The sequence below is a fragment of the Pinisolibacter aquiterrae genome, from assembly GCF_019160155.1.
GTDB classification, from domain to species: domain Bacteria; phylum Pseudomonadota; class Alphaproteobacteria; order Rhizobiales; family Ancalomicrobiaceae; genus Pinisolibacter; species Pinisolibacter aquiterrae.
Window position 1 is genome coordinate 179,689 of sequence record NZ_JAFNIH010000018.1, and the last position, 18,252, is coordinate 197,940.

An 18,252-nucleotide genomic window follows, 5' to 3' on the forward strand; every position below is an offset into this window, starting at 1 on the left:
TCGCCCCTCGACCGAGGCATGCCGATTGCTTAAGATCTCGTCAACCATTTCGACCGTCCCGCGCCGGGACGATCGACACCGCCACGACACGGGACAGCCCCCTTGGCCGAGGATCGTCCGCCCTCCGTTACCCCGATCGAGCCTCCCGACGCGCCGCCGCCGGAGGGCGGTGAACCGCCGCGTCGCGATCTCGGCCGGCGCCTGCGCAACGCCGCGCTCGCCGCCGACGCTTGGCTCGACACGACGATCTGGAAGACCATCGACGGGGTCGCGGCCGGTTATCGCCGGCTGACGGTGGCGATGCGGGCCTTCCGGGTGCGCGGCGTCGCGCGCGGCTTCTTCGAGGTGGCCGGCGACGGGGTGACGCTGGGGACCGGCGGCCTCGTGGCGATGCTGGCGCTCGCCATTCCCGCGCTCGAGATCACCAAGACCGACTGGCGCGCCAATGCCGACTATGCCGTGACCTTCCTCGATCGCTACGGCAGCGAGATCGGTCAGCGCGGCATCCTGCTCAATGATTCGGTGCCGCTGTCCGAGTTTCCCGATCACCTGATCAAGGCGCTGCTCGCCACCGAGGACCGGCGCTTCTTCGAGCATTTCGGCATCGACGTGCTCGGCACGATGCGGGCGATCATCGCCAATCTGCGTCACCAGCAGGTACGCCAGGGCGGTTCGTCGCTGACCCAGCAGCTCGCCAAGAACCTGTTCCTCTCCAACGAGCGCACCTTCGATCGCAAGATCAAGGAGGCCTTCCTGGCGATCTGGCTCGAGACGCACATGAGCAAGCAGGAGATCCTGAAGCTCTATCTCGACCGCGCCTACATGGGCGGCGGCACCCACGGGGTGGCGGCGGCGAGCCAGTTCTATTTCGGCAAGTCGGTGCGCGACATCGATCTCGCCGAGGCGGCGATGCTCGCCGGCCTCTTCAAGGCGCCGACCAGCTACGCCCCGCACGTCAACCTGCCGGCGGCCCGCGCGCGCGCCAACGACGTGCTCTCCAACATGGTCGCCGCCGGGTTCCTCACCGAGGGTCAGGTGCTGGCGGCGCGGCGCCATCCGGCGACGCCGGTCGACCGGACCCGGACCTATTCGCCCGACTATTTCCTCGACTACGCCTTCCAGGCGATCCGCGACATGGCGCCGGCGGAACATTCGCTGGTGGTGCGCACCTCGCTCGACGTCGGCATCCAGAAGAAGGCCGAGGAGACGGTCGAGAACGCCCTGCGCCAGAACGGCGAGGAGCTCGACATCTCCCAGGCGGCGGCGGTCTTCATGACCCTGGACGGCGCCGTCCGGGCGATGGTGGGCGGGCGCGAATACGGCGCCAGCCAGTTCAACCGCGCCACCGACGCCGCCCGTCAGCCGGGGTCGTCGTTCAAGCCCTACGTCTATTTCGCCGCTCTCCTTTCGGGCAAGAAGCCGAACACGATGGTCACCGACCAGCCGATCTGCATCGGCAACTGGTGCCCGAAGAACTACGGCGGCAGCTATTACGGCCGGGTCTCGCTGACCGAGGCGATCGCCCGTTCGCTCAACTCCATTCCCGTCCAGCTCGCCCAGCAGGTCGGCCGCGAGCGGGTCGCCGACGTGGCGCGCGCCTTCGGCATCGATCTGCCGAAGAAGCCCGACTGGCCCTTCGTGATCGGCTCGGTCGAGGTCCACATGATCGACCACGTCGCCGGCTTCGCGACCTTCGCCAACGGCGGCTACCGGGTCCATCCGACGCCGATCGAGCAGATCACCGCGCGCGCCGACGGCCGCGTGTTGTGGGATCGCGCGCTCCATGCGCCGCCGCCGGAACGGATCTTCCCGCAGGACAAGATCGCCGAACTCAACTCGATGCTGAACTACGCCGTGGAGAACGGCACCGGCCAGCGCGCCAAGCTCGACGGCATTCCCGCCGGCGGCAAGACCGGCACCACCCAGTCGTCGCGCGACGCCTGGTTCTGCGGTTTCACCGGCAATCTGGTCGGCGCGGTGTGGGTCGGCAACGACGACTACCGGCCGATGGAGCGGGTGACCGGCGGCATGGTGCCCGCCCCGATCTGGCACGACGTCATGACCTATGCCCATCAGGGTGTCGAACTGAAACAGGCGCCCGGCTTCCCGGCGCCCCGGCGCGGGGTGCCGGTGGCCGCGAGCGGCGCCGGTGGTCTCGGCGCCCCGGAGCGGTCGTCGGCGGCGGAGCGGCCGCGTCCGCTCTCGGTCAAGGCGACCGGCACGATCGAGGATCTCACCGGCCGGCTCCAGGCGGCGCCGCCGATCTCCCGTCTCGAGGGTGGGCCGCAGCGTTCGGGCGCGCTGGCGCCGCTCGGCGGCCGGTCGACCCTCAGGATCGCCTCGCCCGGGTCGGGCTGGCGGGCGAGCGGGGACGTCCGGGTGCTGACCCGATGAGCGGGCGACGCTCCCGGCATTGACGCGAGGGAGCGCGGCGAAGAGGATCCGATCGGCCGAAGCGGCACGATTCCGTCCGGCGGCCACCGCTTCGGCCGCCGATCATTCCAGGCTCGCGAGCGTCGGCGAGCGCGTCCCCTCCGGCGAAGGTACGGACTTTGCGCTTTCTCCTGTCCCTTCTCCTCGCCATGGCCCTCAGCCTCGTCCTGGGGATCGGCTCGGCGTGGTTCATGCTCGCGGCGCCGCGAACCGGGACGGTGACGGTCGGCGGCTGGCGCGCGCTGCCGACGATCGACGCGGCCACCGCCGATCCCTACGTGCGGGCGCGGGTGGCGCGCACCGGCGAATTCGGCATGGGCGCCGGCGAGGGGCTGACCTTCGTCGCCGATGCCGACACCGCCGGCCGAACTCTCGAGGGGCGCTGCACCTATGTGCTCACCGGCGTCTCGCCGGCGGCGCGCCTGTGGACGCTGACGGCGAGCGACGCGAGCGGCCATCCGGCGCGCTCGCCGATCGGCCGCGCCCATCTCGACAGCCGCAGTCTGCTGCGCGACGGCGAGGGCCGTTTCCAGGTCGCGCTGTCGGCGACGGCCCGGCCGGGCAACTGGCTGCCGAGCCCGACCCATGGCGAGGTGGTGCTGACGCTCCGGCTCTACGACACGCCGATCACGCTCGCTTCCGACCGCGCGCTCCCGAGCCTGCCGACGATCGAACGGGAGGTCTGTCGATGATCGGGAAACTGGCGATGTGGCTCGCCGGCGTGGCGATGATGGCGGGCATCGTCCATATCGCCACGGTGTTCGGCGTGCCGCGCTACGCGGTCAACGACCCGTGGGAGGAGATCGCCCGTTTCGGTCCCGACGGGGCCTTCTCGATCCTGCCGCCGATCGGCGCCGAGGGACGCCTGCCCGGTCTCGATCCGGCGATGGCCCAGGCGACCTGCCGCTTCGTGCTCGACAAGGGGCCGATCCGGATCAAGGCGACGCCGCCGGACGTCTATTGGTCGCTGTCGCTCTACGACCGGCGCGGCCTGCACGTCTGGGGCTTCGACAATCGCGGCGCCGGGCAGAAGGCGGCCGACGTGCTGGTCGCCGACGAGGTCCAGGTGGCGCAGTTGCGGGAGAACCCGCCGGAGGAATTCGAGGACGTGGTGATCGTCGACTGGAAGGGCCGCGAGGGGATCGCCCTCTTCCAGATCTTCCGTCAGCAGCCGTCGATGGAGGCGGAGATCGGCAAGGCGTTGAAGGACGCCGAATGCCGCTCGGCGCCGCTCGGCTGAGTGACGGTCGAAACTTCACGCGTTCGGTATCACTTCTGCGGCACGACCTCGTGGATGCCGGCGCCCTCGCCGTAGCGCGAGCGGCGGGTCGGGCCGGCGACGCGGCGCGTCTCGGCCGGGAAATCGGCCTCGGCTTTCTCGATCGCCTGCCGCAGAGCGCCCCAGGTCTGGTTCGCCTCCCACAGACGATCGGACGGGGTCTCCACCATGATGCGGTCGATCGCCATGCGATAGGCGGCGAGGCGGAAGCGCAGCGCCCGCCAGGTCCAATCGACGACGCGGGCGTTCTCCTCGATGCGGGCGGTGGCGTCGCGCAACTCCTCCGCCGCCACGTCGTGACGGCCGTCGACCGCCCGCAGGCGCAGCTGGTCGTCCTGACGGACGCGCCGCGCCTCGTCCCAGAAGGGGCCGACGAGGCCGGTGTCGGCGCGCATGTCGGCGAGCAGTCGGTTCCACCGCGCCTCGCTGGAGCGGAACGGATCGCGGCGCAGATAGGCGTAATAGCCGCCCGGCTCGAAGCGGGAATCGATCTCCGGCAGGATGCGCGTGCGCTGCGCCTCGACCAGCCGGTTGCCGAACCAATCCTCGACGTGAGGGGCACGAACCAGCGCCCAGGCGCGATCGCGCAGGGTCGCCTCGCGATCGGTGCGATTGAAGTCGGAGACGAGTTCGCCGCGTCCGTGGCGGGCGACCGTGTCGCCGAGGAAGGGCATCACCCGGTCGTCGAGCGTGTTGGGTTTGGCGCGACCGAAGTCGCCGGTCTCGCGGGCGCAGGCCCCGAGCCCGACGGCGAGGAGGAGAAGGGCGGCGACACGGATCGGAGCCACGATCATGGGCGCGCCTCCCCGGCCGCTCGCAACACGGACGAGCCGCCCCCACGGCGGCCCGGTCCTCGATGTCCGCCGCGGGCACGGCGGGGTTCTCGCCTCAGCGCCCGCCGCGACGACGCGGAGAGCGCGGTCTCCGATCGGTCTCGACGCCGGTCCCATCGGTGGCGGGATCCTCCCACCGTTCGATGCGAACCCCGGTGAAGAGCACGATCTCGCCCAGGCGGTCCGAACGATCGGCCCGGGCCGGACGGATGCGGCGGCGTAGAGTCGCCAAGTTCACGACGTCTCCCATCGATCTCTCCTCGTGAGCCCAGGGCGTGGGAGGAAGGCATGAGCGCGTCGCCCGGAGGGCGCGCGTCGAACGCGAACGCGGGGAGCGGTCCGATCTTCCGCTCGTTTCGATCCATGCGCGATCATGGTTAAGAGAGCGTTAACCGCTCACGCCGATAGTGGGTCCGACGCCATTTCCGCTGCGACGAGACCCGCGATGCATCGTTCCGAGCCTGTGGTTCCCAACGCCGACGACCACGCCGTGCCCCGGCGCGGTCCGCACGACATGCTCGCCGACGTGGTCGACCTCTATCTGCGCGCGCCGACGCACGACAAGGGCGAAATCCGCGCCTTCGCCGCGCTCGTCGACGGCCTCCTCGACGCCGCCGTCACCCCGGCGCGCCGACGCGTCTCGATCGCGCTCTCCAAGCGCCCGGACACGCCGCCGGAGATCGCGCGCCGGCTCGCCATGGACTCGATCGAGGTGGCCGAACCGATGATCGTCGAATCGCCGGTCCTCACCTCCTCCGATCTGGTCGAGATCATGCGGCGCGGCCCCGAACACGTGCGCTGCGTCACCCGCCGGCTCGATCTCGCCCCCGACATCGCCGCCGTCCTCGTCGACAGCACCGTGACCGGCCCGACCCGGCCGGTGATCGTGCCGGCCAAGCGTCGCCGCGACGAGATCGCCGCCGCCCCCGCCGCGACGTCCTCCCCCCTTTCGGCGCGCGCGCCCGCCCCGGTGACGGACGCCCTCGACGGCGCCGACGCGGTGGAGCCGACGCCGGCTCCGGCCGTCGAGGCCCGCGTTCGTCTCACCCCGCCGCCCCTCTTCGACGTTCCGGTGCGCCCGATGCCCAAGACGACCGAAACCTCTCCGACGGTTCCCGCTCTCGACCGTTCGCCCGAACGGCTCGAGCGCGCCGAGACGACGTCCGCCTCGCGCAAGGGCCACGCCTTCGTGGCAATGACCTCGGCCGGCCGCTGGCGGGCGCTGCAGAGCGCCGCGCTGGAGACGGCGACGCGGACCGGCCCGGCGCGCGGCGGCGTGCGCGAGCCCGGCCTTCTCGGCGATCGGCTGCTGCGGGCGGCGACGGCGGAAGACGCCTCGGTCCTGGCCGAGGCGCTGACCGAGGCGCTCGGGCTCGAGCGCGGCCTCGTCGACGCGATCCTGGCGGAGCCGAGCGGCGAGGCGCTGGCGGTGGTGCTGGTCGCCTGCGGCATCGGCGAGATCCGCGCCACCTCGGTCCTGCTCCACCATCTCGGCCCGGCGGCGACGCTCGGGATGCTCCAGGATCTCGCCGCCCTGGTCGAGCGGACACCGCGCCGCGTCGCGGAACATCTGGTCCTGTCCTGGCGCGAGGATCGTCTCGCCCGTCGCGCCGGCGCACTGCGCCAGAGCGACGCGGCCGAACGGCGCGAGGCGGCGGGAACCCCGCGCGAGGCGGGCACCGGCGAGACCCGGATCGGTGCCACCGACGGCGCCAGCCGCCGCGCCTGAGGCGCGGCTCACATCTTCGGCGGCCAGACCGGGCGTTCCGGCGGCGGCGCGCGCGGATCCACCGGCGGCGGCTCGATGAAGGAGCGGCCGTCGCGATCCTCCACCTCGACCACCCACAGATCCGAATCGAACCGTGCCTCCCGGTCGATGCGCGTGCCGACCTCGGCGGCGGGCGCGCCGGCGAGCACGGTCTCGAAGCGCCGGTCGTCGGCGTCGGCGGTGCCGACCTCGCTCTGCGGCCGGGGGACGTGCAGATCGACGGTGCCGTCGAGACGGTCGACGACGACCCAGATCGCCCCGGCGGTGGCGTCGCCGCGTCGGCGCACCAACGCGGCCGCGCCGGCGGCGAAGGCGCGGCGGATCAACGCCGAAACCCAGATTTCCGAGGCGACGCGCATGGGCGGATCCCTTCGCCGATCAGCGCCGATGGCCCGCGACGGCGAGGGCCAGACCCGAGACCAGCCGTTCGCTCGGGCGTCCGGTGGCCGGCCAACCGTTGTCGGCCTCGAAGCGGCGGGCGGCGGAGGCGGAACGGTCGTCCCAACGGCCGTCGGCCTTGAGCGGGCCGTAGCCGGCGGCGATCAGGTTGCGCTGGATCTTCTGGAGGCGCGCCTCGCCGCCGGGCGCGAGCGGCTCGCGGGCGGCGCGGCGGATCGATCCGGTGAAGACCGGCGCCTCGATCTCGGCCTCGACCGTCGGCAACGTGCCATAGGCCTCCGGCGAGACCGGATGGGCGACGGCGTCGGCGGTGGCGATGCGCATCGAGGGCGTGTCGGAGGCAAAGGCGACCGGCTCGACCGGAAGGCCGCTGCCGGGCTGCGGCTGCGGCGCGGCTTCCACCCGGCGGCCGGGGGGCGGCGTCGAGGCGGTGGTGGCGGCGTCGCCGGGATGGAGGGCGCGGGCGGCGGCGAGCAGCAGGTCGCTCGGCTCGCCGGTCTGGGGCGCGCCGAGGCGCCGCTCGAAGGCGCGGATGGCCTCGGCGGTGGCAGGACCGAGGACGCCGTCGATCGGACCGGCATAGAGGCCGTGATCGCGCAGCGCCACCTGGAGATCGCGCAGGGCGCCCGGCTGTTCGACCGCCGTCATCGGCCGCGGTCGCGGCAGGACGGCGGGCGGCGTCTGGGCCGGGGCGGCGGCGGCCGGCGTCGCTTGCGCGGGCTGGGCGACGGGGGCGAGCGGCGCCGGCTGCGGCAGCGGGATCGCATTCGAGCCGGTGGTGGCCGGACCGTCGACGAGCCGGGTCTGGAACCAGGGATGGGGGTGGCGCTTCGGCTGATTGCCGAGGGCATTGCCGGCGATGACGCCGATCATCACCACCGAGAGGAAGATGCCGCCGGTGGTGACGGGGTGGCGCAGCGCGGCCTCGGCGACGCGGATGGGCAGGCTGCCGGCGGGGGTGCCGCGACCGGCGGGCTGGTCGTCCCAAGTGCGGGCGGTGGGGCGGGCGGATCTCGTCATGTCAGGCGCGTTTCTGCTCGAGGGGGCGCGATTCGGCGGCGACCGGGGTGATCAGATCGACCACGCGCGGAGACACGACGGGGACGCTCGCCTCGCTCGGATCGAGCGGCAGGCGGATGGTCACGCAGGTGCCCTCGCCGAGCCGGCTCTCGATCTTCATGGTGCCGCCGTGCAACTGGGTCAGTCCCTTGACCACCGACAGGCCGAGCCCGGTGCCCTCGTGGCGGCGGTCGTAGCCGGAATCGGCCTGGACGAAGGGGGTGCCGAGGCGGCGGATGTCCTTCTCGGAGATGCCGATGCCGGTGTCGCGCACGAAGATCGCGACGTGGTCGCCGTCGACACGGGCGCCGAGCGTGACGGTTCCCGCGCGGTCGGTGAACTTCACCGCATTCGAGAGGAGATTGATCAGGATCTGCTTGCAGGCGCGGCGGTCGGCGCTCAGTTCCGGCAGGTTCTCGGGCACCTGCAGGGTGAGGCGCAGACCACGCTCCTCCGCCTGCAGCGACATGAGCTGACACACGCCCTCGAGCAGCGGGCCGAGATCGAAGGGTTCGGCGACGACGTCGAAGGTGCCGGTCTCGATCTTCGACATGTCGAGGATGTCGTTGACCACCTGGAGCAGGTGATTGCCCGAATCGTGGATCAGATCGACGTATTCGCGCTGACGCGGATCGCCGAGCGGTCCGAAGATCTCGGCGCTCAACATCTCGGAGAAGCCGATGATGGCGTTGAGCGGGGTGCGCAGCTCGTGGCTGACGTTGGCGAGGAACCGGGTCTTGGCCTGGCTCGCCTCCTCCGCCGTCTCGCGGGCGCGCAGGAGTTCCTCCTCCTGGGCCTTGCGATCGGTGATGTCGCGGGTGACGGCGACGACCTTGGCGGAGCCGATCAGCGGATCGCGGGCGTCGAGCGGGCGGCAGCGCAGCTCGAGCCAGACCCAGCGGTGACGGCCGTTCTCGTCGTCGATCCGGGCGCGGAATTCGACTTCGGCGGCGCGGCCACGGGTGGCGGCCTCCGAAAGGGCGGTGAGATAGGCCGGGCGATCGCCGACATGGATCATCCGGAAGAGACCGTCGCCGCGCAGGCTGTTGGGCGCGACCCCGAGCACCCGCTCGACGGCCGGCGTCACGAAGACGATGTCGCCATCGGCGCCGTGGCCGGTGACGATGTCGGAAATGTTCTCCGCGACGAGGCGGAAGTGATGGGCGCGCCGCCGGGCGACCTCGTCGCCGGCGCGGGAGACGATCTCCATGCGCAGCGCCAGACCGCCGGCGTAGATGATCGCGAGACCGGGGATGAGCACCTCGAGGGCGCGGGCGCCGCCGCCGACCGGAGTCGGCAGGGCGCCGGCGAAATCGATGCCGGCCACGCCCGCGAAGGCGATCAGCGCGAAGGCGAAGGCGATGCGGGTGACGTCGCGGCGGCCGGACAGGGCCGCCTCCATCGGCACGACGCCGAGGGCGAAGAGCGCGTAGGAGGCGATGCCGCCGGTGAAGAGCGCGATCCAGGCGAGGACCAGCGCCGACACCGCCGCCGAGGCGACGTGGGCGCGGCGCAGCTCGCCGCCGTGCGCGACCCAGAGCGCGATCGGCGCCGGGGCGACGAGACCGATCAGCGCCACCGATTCGACCAGTCCGGTCGGCCCGGCCAGCACCAGCCACACCGGCAACAGGCCGAGCGCGGCGAGACCGGCGAAGAGATTGGCGGCGATGAAGGCTCTGTGACGGCGCCATTCGAGGCCGTCGCCGGCGACGCGCTGGGGCACGAGCCCATCGACGAAGCGCTCCAGATGCGCGAAGGGGCCTTGATGACGATACTCGGTCACTCGATCAACTCACCACTGAAGTGGGCCGGCCCTCCGACGGAGCGTCGACGGGGGCATGATGGCATCGCCGACTTAACAGCCTGTTGAGGGCCGGGGGATCGCGCGCCGAGGCGATCGCGCCAGAGCGGAAGAACGGCCGGAGCGAACCGAATAATCGTCCGACCCCACGACCAATCGTCGTCATGGTGAACGGCGAGCTAACGAAACCACCCGCTTTTTCGCTCAAATTCGAGGTTTCGGCTGAACCCGACCTTCAATCGTCTCCGCTAGGGTGATCCTCGAAGCGACGTCCGGGTCTTCCCCCGCGTCGCCGGTCTCCGGGGAGGCAACTCATGTTCTTTCTTCTTCGCGCCGCCTTCTGGCTCTCCTTGGTGGTGCTGCTGATTCCGGCCGATCCGTCGGAGACGGCGCGGCCGGGCGCCGCGCGCTCGGTCTCGACCTTCGAGGCGATCGGCGCGGCGCAGTCGACCTTCGAGGATCTGCGCGGCTTCTGCTCGCGCAATCCGAACGCCTGTGAGACCGGCAAGACCGCGCTCGACGGCTTCGGCGCCAAGGCGCGTACCGGCGCGCGCTGGGTCTACGAGCAGCTCGACGGCCGCGAACGCGACACCACCGGCTCGACCCCGAGCGAGGCCGCCGCCGCTCCGGCCGCCGCCGCGCCCGCTCATGCCGCCGCGACGCCGGCCCACGGCGCGCCGGCCGCCGCGCTGCCGGTTCCCCTGCGCGCCTCGATCGTGCCGATGCCGGCGCCGCGCCCGCTCTCCTGAGCCGCCCCTCGCCTTCCCCGCACGCCCTCTGCCCCCCGTCGGATCCTCGTCCGGCGGGGTCTTCGTTTCGATCGACGGTTTTCGAAGGGCCGCGCGGTCGTTATAGAGGAGCGAGCGAAGGGGAGGCTCGAGCCTTGGCGAGCATCGACGACATTCTGGCGGATTTCGACGTCATCGACGACTGGGAAGAGCGCTATCGCTACGTGATCGAACTGGGCAAGGCGCTGCCGCCGCTCGACGAGGCCGATCGGACCGACGCCAACAAGGTGCGCGGCTGCGCCTCGCAGGTGTGGCTGGCGACGCGCGTCGAGACCGATCCGGACGGCGTCCCGCGCCTCACCTTCAGCGGCGATTCGGATGCCCATATCGTCAAGGGACTGGTCGCGGTGATGCTGGCGATCTACTCCGGCCGCACGCCCGACGAGATCCTCGCCCTCGATCCGGAGCCGATCTTCACCGCCATCTCGCTGCGCGACCACATCACCCCGCAACGGGCGAACGGGGTCAACGCGATGATCGAGCGGATCCGCGCCGACGCCCGCGCGGCCGGCGCGGGCGCCTGATCTCGTCGATCGACGCTCAGTCGGGCGTCGCGCGCGAGGCGGACGGGCGATGGTCGCCGCTGCCCCAGGCGCGCAGGCGACCGGATCGATCGGCGCCACGGGCCTCGTCGCCGAGGCCGTAGTGATCGGCGAGGCGGCCGAGGGCGATGTCGAGCACCACCTTGGCGGACCGGACCGGCCAGCGGCGATCGCTCTCCACCTCCTCCAGGCCCTTCAGAAAGCAACAGACGTCGAGCAGGACCCCGGCGAGATCGGCACCGGCGGCGTCGAGCGCGCGGTGGACGCGTTCGCGCGCCGCCAGCGCCCGGTCGGTCAGATCGGCGAGACCACCGGCCCCCGCGTTTCCGGCCTGAACCCGGCCGCTCGACCAGTTCGAGGTCATCGTCGGCATCATCCGGGCGAGGGTGAAATCGGCGCGCAACCGCTCGCCGGCGGCGACACGGGCGGGCGACAGATAGGCTCGGCCGGAGCGATCGCGGCGGCGCGCGAGCCAGGCGAGCGGGCTCTCGGCGCGATCGACGACGATCGGATCGCCGCCGGAGACGGGGGCGACGTCGCCGTGCTGGAGGCGAAAACCGTCGACTTCGCCGAGGCGCCGTCCGCGCCGTGCCCGCGCCCGGCCCGCCGCGGTGAGGACGACCCGATCGGCGGGGTCGCCGTCGAGACGGATCAGCCCCTCGGCGATCAGGTCCGCCATCTGGTCCGGCTCGAACCGCATGCGGCGCAGGCCGTTCGGGCCGGTGAGGCGGATCGTGGCGCCGTCGCCCCCCTCGAGGTGGCCCTCGGAGGTCTCCAACAGGTCCAACAGGCGCGCGACGCGGCGCCCGGATCGGGTTTCGGACGTGGTCATGCCTGGCCCTCCAGACTGGCGACGAAGTCGTGCCAGAGGTCGGCGGAGGCCTCGATGGCGCTGATCACCCGATCGATGTGGGGGTCGTCGCGTTCCTCCTCCACCACCCGGCAGGCATGGGCGACGGTGGTGCGGTCGCGGCCGAAGCGGCGGCCGACCTCGCTCAGAGAGAAGCGGAACCAGACGTGGGCGACGTACATCGCCACCTGACGCGCGAAGGCGACCGGCGCATGGCCGCGGGTGACGCCGCGCAGATCCGGGACCGTCACGCCGAAGGCGCGCGCCACCAGCGCCTCGAGGAGCCGGCAGCTTTCGGCGCGGCGATCGACGTCGGTGCGCGGGGCGAGCGGCCGGCGGTTGCGTCTCCGCTCGCCGGGAAGCCGGCTGCGACATGGTCGTGAGACCGACACGGATCCGCGTCGATCGATCGAAGTGGGCTGCATGACGATCCCCCCGTCGCGAGAGATATAGGAATAAATACCTCTCGATTATCGGCGGCGCGGAGGGGGTGGGGATAACTGAAGATATATATGGTGAATTTCACCAATTTCTCGTTGCGGTGAGATCGGGTCGAGTTGTCCTCGGTGGGGTCGCATGGGGCGACACTCCTCCTCGAACACGAGGAGACCACCATGACCCGTCCCACGACCGATGTTTCCGACCGCCCAACGTCCCTCGACGAGCCGCCCGTGTGGCGCGCGGGCGAGCGCGAGCGGATCCTGCCGCGCCTCGTCCCGGTCACGCCGGGCGAACTCGCCGATCGCTCGCGCGAGGGACGCGCCCGGATCCTCGACCGGGTGGTTCGCGCGCTCGGCTCGGAGCGGCGGCGCGGCCGGGCGCGGCACTGGAGCTACAGTCTCGACCGGCACGTCGGGCTGATCCGGGCGTTGGCGGCGGAGGCCGATCTGTGGCGGCGCGAGAGCGGCTCGCCGTGGTGGCCGGGGCGCGCCGGAGGGCGGCCGCGCCCGTCGCGGAGCGCGGCGGCGGAGAGGCGTGCGCCGGCACGCCTGCCCGAAGACGCGAAACGCCGCGGATCGTGAGATCCGCGGCGCTCGAAGGCAGTCGAGGAGAGGTCGCTCAGCGCGCGCCGCGACGACGCTGCTGGCCGAGGCCCATCTTCTTGGCGAGATCGGAACGCGCCTGCGCATAGTTCGGGGCGACCATCGGATAGTCGGTCGGCAGACCCCACTTCTCGCGGTACTCTTCCGGAGTCATGTTGTACTGCGTGCGCAGATGGCGCTTCAGCGACTTGAACTTCTTGCCGTCCTCGAGACAGACGATGAAGTCCGGGTTGACCGACTTCTTGACCGGAACCGCCGGCTTCAGCGGCTCGGGCATCGGCTCCGGGGCGACGCCGGTGGAGGTGCGCTGCAGGGCACCGTAGACCTCGGCGATCAGGCCCGACAACTCGGCCGCAGGGACCGTGTTGTTGCTCACGTAGGCCGACACGATGTCGGCGGCCAGATCGATGAGGTTGCTGTTGGCGGTATCGGTCATCTTTCACCTTCTTGCCTGAGGCGATGCCTCGGGTCGGCCGGTCGGGCCGGGATTCATCGGCGAACTCGGCTTGATGCTCCGAAACGTGGGCATCAACTCCCGTAGTCGTTGATTGAATCACGGCCCTCGTAAATCGATTTCTTCGTATAGGCAGAGTTTTCGAGAAGCACAAGATGTCGCGCCGATTTTTATTTCAGATCGGCAGTCGACCACCTGCCGACGCATGTCCGCCTTGCATGGAAGCACAGCCGAACGGGCACATGAGGCGAGCAACACGGCGAAAAATGTGAACCAGGACCACCATCGTCGATCACGTTGTGGTGTGATTCACGACGAATCGATCCGATCCGGGGCGAATTTCCTCGGTTCGTCGCGGGGTCGTCGGGTGACGCGACGTCGCGCCCGGCGAGTGCGATTGTCGTCGCGGTCGTCGCGACCTAAAGTCCCGCGTCGCGGCATCGTGCCGCGCCGGGGACGCCCCCCGTCGAACGGATGCGGCGGCAGGATCGGCCGCGCGGATCCCGAGTAACGCTCGAGATCCGTGGAGTATCGCGCCGCGCGGTCGCGATCATCCGCCACCGCCGGCGACGGGACGATGTCCCCACGCGTCGACGAACCCGCTCTCGACCTCGCATCGGATCACGAAGCCCATCATGACCTTTCCCCGCCTCGCCCCCGCCTCGGCCCCGACCTGCCCCGCCCGGGACACCAGCCGCACCCTGCACGGCCGGGTGATCCATGACGAATACGCATGGCTGCGGGCCGAGAACTGGCAGGAGGTGATGCGCGATCCCGCCGCGCTCGCCGCCGACATCCGCGCCCATCTCGACGCCGAGAACGCGCACGCCGCCGCCGCCCTGACCGAGACCGAGGCGTTGCAGGCGCTGCTCTTCGAGGAATTGAAGGGGCGCATCGAGCAGGACGACAGTTCGGTTCCGGCCAAGGACGGCGCCTTCGCCTATGCGGTGCGCCACGTGCCGGGCGGCCAGCATCCGATCCACGTCCGTACGCCACGTGACGGCGGCGCCGAGGAGATCCTGCTCGACGGCGACGCGCGCGCGGCCGGCAAGGCCTATTTCCGGCTCTCCGGCGTCGCCCATTCGCCCGATCATCGCCGCCTCGTCTGGGGCGCCGACGAGAACGGCTCGGAATATTTCACGCTGCGCGTCCGCGATCTCGCCGAGGGCCGCGATCTCGACGACGTGATCGAGGCGACCGGCGGCGACGTCGCCTGGGCGGCCGACGGCGAGCACTTCTTCTATGTCGCCGTCGACGACAATCACCGGCCGTCCAAGGTCTTCCTCCACCGCGTCGGGACGGCGGCGAGCGCCGACGTCCTCGTCTACGAGGAGGCCGATCCCGGCTTCTTCGTCGGGCTCGGCAAGACGCTCTCCGGCCGCTTCGTCCTGATCGCGATCCACGATCACGAGACCTCGGAGGTCCGGGCGATCGAGGCGAGCGACCCGTCGGCGCCGCCGCGTCTGGTGGCGCCGCGCGTGACCGCGGAGGAATACGACGTCGAGCACGTCGGCGACGTCTTCACCATCCTCACCAACGGCGGCGGCGCCGAGGACTTCCAGATCGTGACGGCCCCGGTCGAGGCGCCCGGCCGCGAGAATTGGCGCCCCCTGGTCGCCCACGCGCCGGGTCGGCTGATCCTGTCGCAGACCGCCTATCGCGATCATCTGGTCCGGCTGGAGCGGGTCGAGGGGCTGCCGCGCATCGTCGTGCGTCGTCTCGCCGACGGCGCCGAACATGCCATCGCCTTCGAGGAGGAGGCCTATTCGCTCGGGCTCTCGGGGGGCTTCGAATTCGCCACCACCGAGATCCGCTTCTCCTATTCCTCGCCGACCACGCCGGCGCGGATCTACGACTACGACATGGAGAGCCGCGCGCGGACCTTGCGCAAGGAACAGCGGGTGCCGAGCGGCCATGATCCGGCGGCCTATGTCGCCGCGCGCGTGTTCGCGCCGACCGCCGACGGCGAGACCGTGCCGGTCACGCTGCTGCGCGCCCGCGCCACGCCGCTCGACGGCACGGCGCCGCTGCTCCTCTACGGCTACGGCGCCTATGGCATCAGCATTCCCGCCGCCTTCTCCACCACCGCGCTGTCGCTGGTCGATCGCGGCTTCGTCTACGCCATCGCCCACATTCGCGGCGGCAAGGACAAGGGCTTCCGCTGGTATGCGCAAGGACGGCGCGAGGCCAAGACCAACACGTTCGACGACTTCGTGGCGAGCGCCCGCCACCTGATCGCCACCGGCGTGACCCGGGCCGACCGGATCGTCGCCCAGGGCGGCTCGGCCGGCGGCATGCTGATGGGGGCGATCGCCAATCGGGCGCCGGAACTCTTCGCCGGGATCGTCGCCGAGGTGCCCTTCGTCGACGTGCTCGCGACGATGTGCGACCCGACCCTGCCGCTGACCCCGCCGGAATGGCCGGAATGGGGCAATCCGATCGAGGACGAGGCGGCGTTCCGCACCATCCTCGGCTACAGCCCCTACGACAACGTCGAGGCGAAGGCCTATCCGCCGATCCTGGCGCTCGCCGGGCTCACCGATCCGCGCGTCACCTATTGGGAACCGGCGAAGTGGATCGCCCGGCTGAGGGCGCGGGCGAGCGGCGGGCCGTTCCTTCTGAAGACCAACATGGACGCCGGCCACGGCGGCGCCGCCGGCCGTTTCGATCGGCTGAAGGAAGTGGCTCTGATCCAGGCCTTCGCGCTCGCGGTGACGCAAGGTCGGGCCGAGACCGCCGATCCGACCACTTGAGCGTTGCGCCTGCGGGCGATCCGAGACACAGTCGCCCCACGAAGGGCTCCATCGAGCGCCGTCGGCAGCGATCTTCGGCGGATCGCCCGAGGCCGCGCGCCGAGCGGAAGGAAACCGCATGACGCGATACGACATCCATCTGATCAAGCCGACGCGTTACGACGACGACGGATATCCGTTGCAGTGGTACCGCTCGCTGATCCCGTCGAATTCGCTCGCCTGCGTCGCCGGGCTGGTGCACGACGCGATCGCGCGCGAGGCGCTCGGGGCGAACGTCGAGCCCCATGTGCACATCGTCGACGAGACCCACACGATGGTCGATCCGGACCGGATGATCGCTCGCCACAGGCAGGGCGGCGGGCGCACCGTCGTCTTCCTGGTCGGGGTCCAGTCCAATCAGTTCCCCCGCGCGGTCGACATCGCGCGGCCGCTCCGGGCCGCCGGCATTCCCGTGGCGATCGGCGGTTTCCACGTCTCCGGCTGCGTGTCGATGCTCGACGAGATGCCGGCCGATCTGAAGGAGGCGCAGGCGCTCGGCATCTCCTTCTTCACCGGCGAGGCCGAGGAAGGGCGCATCGACGAGGTGCTGCGCGACGGTTTCGACGACGCGCTGAAGCCGATCTACGACCATCTCCCCGACGCGCCCGGGCTCGCCGGCCAGCCGACGCCGTTCCTCGAGGCGGACGAGATCCGGCGCAACATCTCCGCCTATGCCAGTCTCGATCTCGGCCGCGGCTGTCCGTTCGAGTGTTCGTTCTGCTCGATCATCAACGTCCAGGGCCGCAAGAGCCGGTTCCGCACGCCCGACGATCTCGAGAAGATCGTCCGCGAGAACGCCGCCAACGGCATTTCGCGGTTCTTCCTGACCGACGACAACTTCGCCCGCAACAAGAACTGGGAAGCCTTCGTCGATCGTCTGCTGCTCCTGCGCAAACAGGGGCTGCGGGTGCGCATGGCGGTGCAGGTCGACGCGCAGGCGCACAAGACGCCGCGTTTCATCGAGAAGCTCTGCGCCGTCGGCGCCGATCAGATCTTCATCGGGCTCGAGAACATCAACCCGGACAATCTCGAATCCGTCAAGAAACGCCAGAACAAGATCGAGGATTATCGCAAGACGATCCTCGCCTGGAAGCGCTACTCGGTGGTTATCATCTGCGGCTACATCGTCGGATTCCCGAACGATACGCGCGAGTCGATCGGCCGCGACATCGAGACGCTGAAGCGCGAGCTGGCGATCGACATGATCTACCTGAACTATCTGACGCCTCTGCCGGGCAGCGAGGACCATCAACGCCTCACCCGCCAGGGCGTCTGGATGGATCCGGACATGAACCGCTACGATCTCAGCCACCGGGTGACGCACCATCCGGTGATGAGCGACGCGGAATGGGAAGGCGCCTATACCGACGCCCACCGCGCCTTCTACGACTGGTCGCACATGCGCACGATCATCCGCCGCATGGTGGCGATGAAGTCGACCAAGCGCTACACGACGCTGATCCGGCTGGTTCTCTATCGCGAGGCGGTCAGGCTCGAGAGCGTCGCGGCGCTGGAGGCCGGTTATGGCCGGATCCGCCGGCGCCGGCAGCGCCGACCGGGCCTGCCGCTCGAGAACCCGCTCGTCTTCTACACGCGCCACTGGTGGCGGTTCGTGCGTTCCGGTGCCACCGCGCTCGTCACCTATGGCCGGCTCTACCGCTTCATGGTCAAGACCCAGCGCGATCCGAAGCGGTTCGACTATGTCGACGACGCGATCCGGCCGATCTCGGAGGACAACCCCGAGGCGCTGATCGCGGCGACCCGGGCGACGCCGATCTCACTCAAGCGCCAGCAGCGGGCGGCGGCCGCGCACGCCGACCATCATCCCCCGACCGAGGCGGCGAGCGGAACCCGCTGAGCGGCCCGCAGTCCCATCGAGGGATCCGAAACGACGAACGGCCGCGACATGTCGCGGCCGTTTTTGTCATCGAAGACCGATGCGCTCCTCGCCAGGAGCGGGTCTCACTTCTTCATCGGGCAGGTGTTGATGCCGAGAAGCGTGTAGGCCGGGCAGAAGCCGAGCAGCGCGGTCGCGAGCGGAACCACACCGATCCAGCCGATCCACCTCCAGGAAATGGTCGCCGGAGCGAGCAGGGCGAAGGCGATCAGGGCCAGCCCGACCACGATGCGCAGGATCTTGTCGAGTCCACCGACGTTGGCAGTCATGTTCGTCACCTCGTCTCGTTCGTTGTCGCGGCCGAAGGAGCCCCT

General features: G+C 70.6%; 17 protein-coding genes. 9 read left to right on the forward strand and 8 right to left on the reverse strand.

All coding sequences use genetic code 11. From position 1 onward, the window contains the following. The first annotated feature begins 102 nt into the window (after positions 1 to 102). The 3 genes from J3S89_RS03915 (at position 103) to J3S89_RS03925 (ending at position 3,673) form a co-directional block, all read left to right on the forward strand. The gene (locus J3S89_RS03915) at positions 103 to 2,394 is read left to right on the forward strand and encodes a transglycosylase domain-containing protein (RefSeq protein ID WP_217926165.1); all 2,292 of its coding nucleotides are present in this window, start codon (positions 103 to 105) and stop codon (positions 2,392 to 2,394) included. A 158-nt stretch (positions 2,395 to 2,552) separates the two neighbouring features. Further along, positions 2,553 to 3,125: a DUF1214 domain-containing protein gene (locus J3S89_RS03920; RefSeq protein WP_217926166.1), complete on the forward strand. Its 573-nt coding sequence runs from the start codon at positions 2,553 to 2,555 to the stop codon at positions 3,123 to 3,125. Then, the gene (locus J3S89_RS03925; protein ID WP_217926167.1) at positions 3,122 to 3,673 is read left to right on the forward strand and encodes a DUF1254 domain-containing protein; all 552 of its coding nucleotides are present in this window, start codon (positions 3,122 to 3,124) and stop codon (positions 3,671 to 3,673) included. Before J3S89_RS03920 ends, J3S89_RS03925 begins: the two co-directional genes overlap by 4 nt. A gap of 29 nt (positions 3,674 to 3,702) precedes the next feature. On the opposite strand, the gene J3S89_RS03930 is transcribed toward J3S89_RS03925, so the two are convergent. After that, a complete protein-coding gene (locus J3S89_RS03930) occupies positions 3,703 to 4,506 on the reverse strand; it encodes a hypothetical protein (protein WP_217926168.1) in 804 nt (267 codons plus the stop codon). A 484-nt stretch (positions 4,507 to 4,990) separates the two neighbouring features. On the opposite strand from J3S89_RS03930, the gene J3S89_RS03935 reads away from it, so the two are divergent. Beyond that, the gene (locus tag J3S89_RS03935) at positions 4,991 to 6,274 is read left to right on the forward strand and encodes a DUF2336 domain-containing protein (protein WP_217926169.1); all 1,284 of its coding nucleotides are present in this window, start codon (positions 4,991 to 4,993) and stop codon (positions 6,272 to 6,274) included. A gap of 8 nt (positions 6,275 to 6,282) precedes the next feature. Here the strand turns inward: J3S89_RS03935 and J3S89_RS03940 are convergent, their stop codons facing one another. Genes J3S89_RS03940 through J3S89_RS03950 form a run of 3 tightly spaced genes read right to left on the reverse strand, consistent with a single transcriptional unit; the run spans position 6,283 to position 9,554 of the window. Further along, positions 6,283 to 6,672 (reverse strand): DUF1491 family protein, encoded by a 390-nt coding sequence (locus J3S89_RS03940; RefSeq protein ID WP_217926170.1) that lies wholly within the window; start codon positions 6,670 to 6,672, stop codon positions 6,283 to 6,285. 19 nt (positions 6,673 to 6,691) lie between these two features. Next, on the reverse strand, positions 6,692 to 7,732 hold the full coding sequence (locus J3S89_RS03945; protein WP_217926171.1) for a peptidoglycan-binding domain-containing protein: 1,041 nt from the start codon (positions 7,730 to 7,732) through the stop codon (positions 6,692 to 6,694). Position 7,733: 1 nt separating this feature from the next. After that, positions 7,734 to 9,554: a sensor histidine kinase gene (locus J3S89_RS03950; protein ID WP_217926172.1), complete on the reverse strand. Its 1,821-nt coding sequence runs from the start codon at positions 9,552 to 9,554 to the stop codon at positions 7,734 to 7,736. Between the two features lie 332 nt (positions 9,555 to 9,886). Between J3S89_RS03950 and J3S89_RS03955 the strand changes: the two genes are divergently transcribed. Beyond that, the gene (locus tag J3S89_RS03955; RefSeq protein ID WP_217926173.1) at positions 9,887 to 10,321 is read left to right on the forward strand and encodes a DUF5330 domain-containing protein; all 435 of its coding nucleotides are present in this window, start codon (positions 9,887 to 9,889) and stop codon (positions 10,319 to 10,321) included. 134 nt (positions 10,322 to 10,455) lie between these two features. Beyond that, the gene (locus J3S89_RS03960; protein WP_217926174.1) at positions 10,456 to 10,884 is read left to right on the forward strand and encodes a SufE family protein; all 429 of its coding nucleotides are present in this window, start codon (positions 10,456 to 10,458) and stop codon (positions 10,882 to 10,884) included. A 16-nt stretch (positions 10,885 to 10,900) separates the two neighbouring features. Here the strand turns inward: J3S89_RS03960 and J3S89_RS23030 are convergent, their stop codons facing one another. Together J3S89_RS23030 and J3S89_RS03970 are read right to left on the reverse strand one after the other, a co-directional pair. Continuing rightward, positions 10,901 to 11,734 carry a DUF6456 domain-containing protein gene (locus tag J3S89_RS23030; protein WP_230488937.1) on the reverse strand — a complete coding sequence of 278 codons (834 nt, stop codon included), beginning with the start codon at positions 11,732 to 11,734 and terminating at the stop codon, positions 10,901 to 10,903. After that, positions 11,731 to 12,144, reverse strand: a complete 414-nt coding sequence (locus tag J3S89_RS03970; protein WP_338020044.1) for a helix-turn-helix domain-containing protein — start codon at positions 12,142 to 12,144, stop codon at positions 11,731 to 11,733. Before J3S89_RS03970 ends, J3S89_RS23030 begins: the two co-directional genes overlap by 4 nt. Before the next feature lie 222 nt (positions 12,145 to 12,366). Between J3S89_RS03970 and J3S89_RS03975 the strand changes: the two genes are divergently transcribed. Further along, positions 12,367 to 12,774, forward strand: a complete 408-nt coding sequence (locus J3S89_RS03975; RefSeq protein ID WP_217926176.1) for a hypothetical protein — start codon at positions 12,367 to 12,369, stop codon at positions 12,772 to 12,774. 37 nt (positions 12,775 to 12,811) lie between these two features. Here J3S89_RS03975 and J3S89_RS03980 read toward each other — a convergent pair whose 3' ends face one another. Next, entirely contained in the window at positions 12,812 to 13,231 is a 420-nt protein-coding gene (locus J3S89_RS03980; protein WP_217926177.1) for a Ros/MucR family transcriptional regulator, read from the reverse strand. A 653-nt stretch (positions 13,232 to 13,884) separates the two neighbouring features. Between J3S89_RS03980 and J3S89_RS03985 the strand changes: the two genes are divergently transcribed. After that, complete coding sequence (locus tag J3S89_RS03985) at positions 13,885 to 16,002, forward strand: S9 family peptidase (protein ID WP_217926178.1); 2,118 nt, start codon at positions 13,885 to 13,887, stop codon at positions 16,000 to 16,002. 118 nt (positions 16,003 to 16,120) lie between these two features. Then, positions 16,121 to 17,899, forward strand: coding sequence for a B12-binding domain-containing radical SAM protein (locus tag J3S89_RS03990; protein ID WP_217926179.1), 1,779 nt, complete (start codon positions 16,121 to 16,123; stop codon positions 17,897 to 17,899). Between the two features lie 104 nt (positions 17,900 to 18,003). Here the strand turns inward: J3S89_RS03990 and J3S89_RS03995 are convergent, their stop codons facing one another. Beyond that, positions 18,004 to 18,207 carry a YgaP family membrane protein gene (locus tag J3S89_RS03995; protein ID WP_217926180.1) on the reverse strand — a complete coding sequence of 68 codons (204 nt, stop codon included), beginning with the start codon at positions 18,205 to 18,207 and terminating at the stop codon, positions 18,004 to 18,006. Positions 18,208 to 18,252 lie beyond the last annotated feature (45 nt).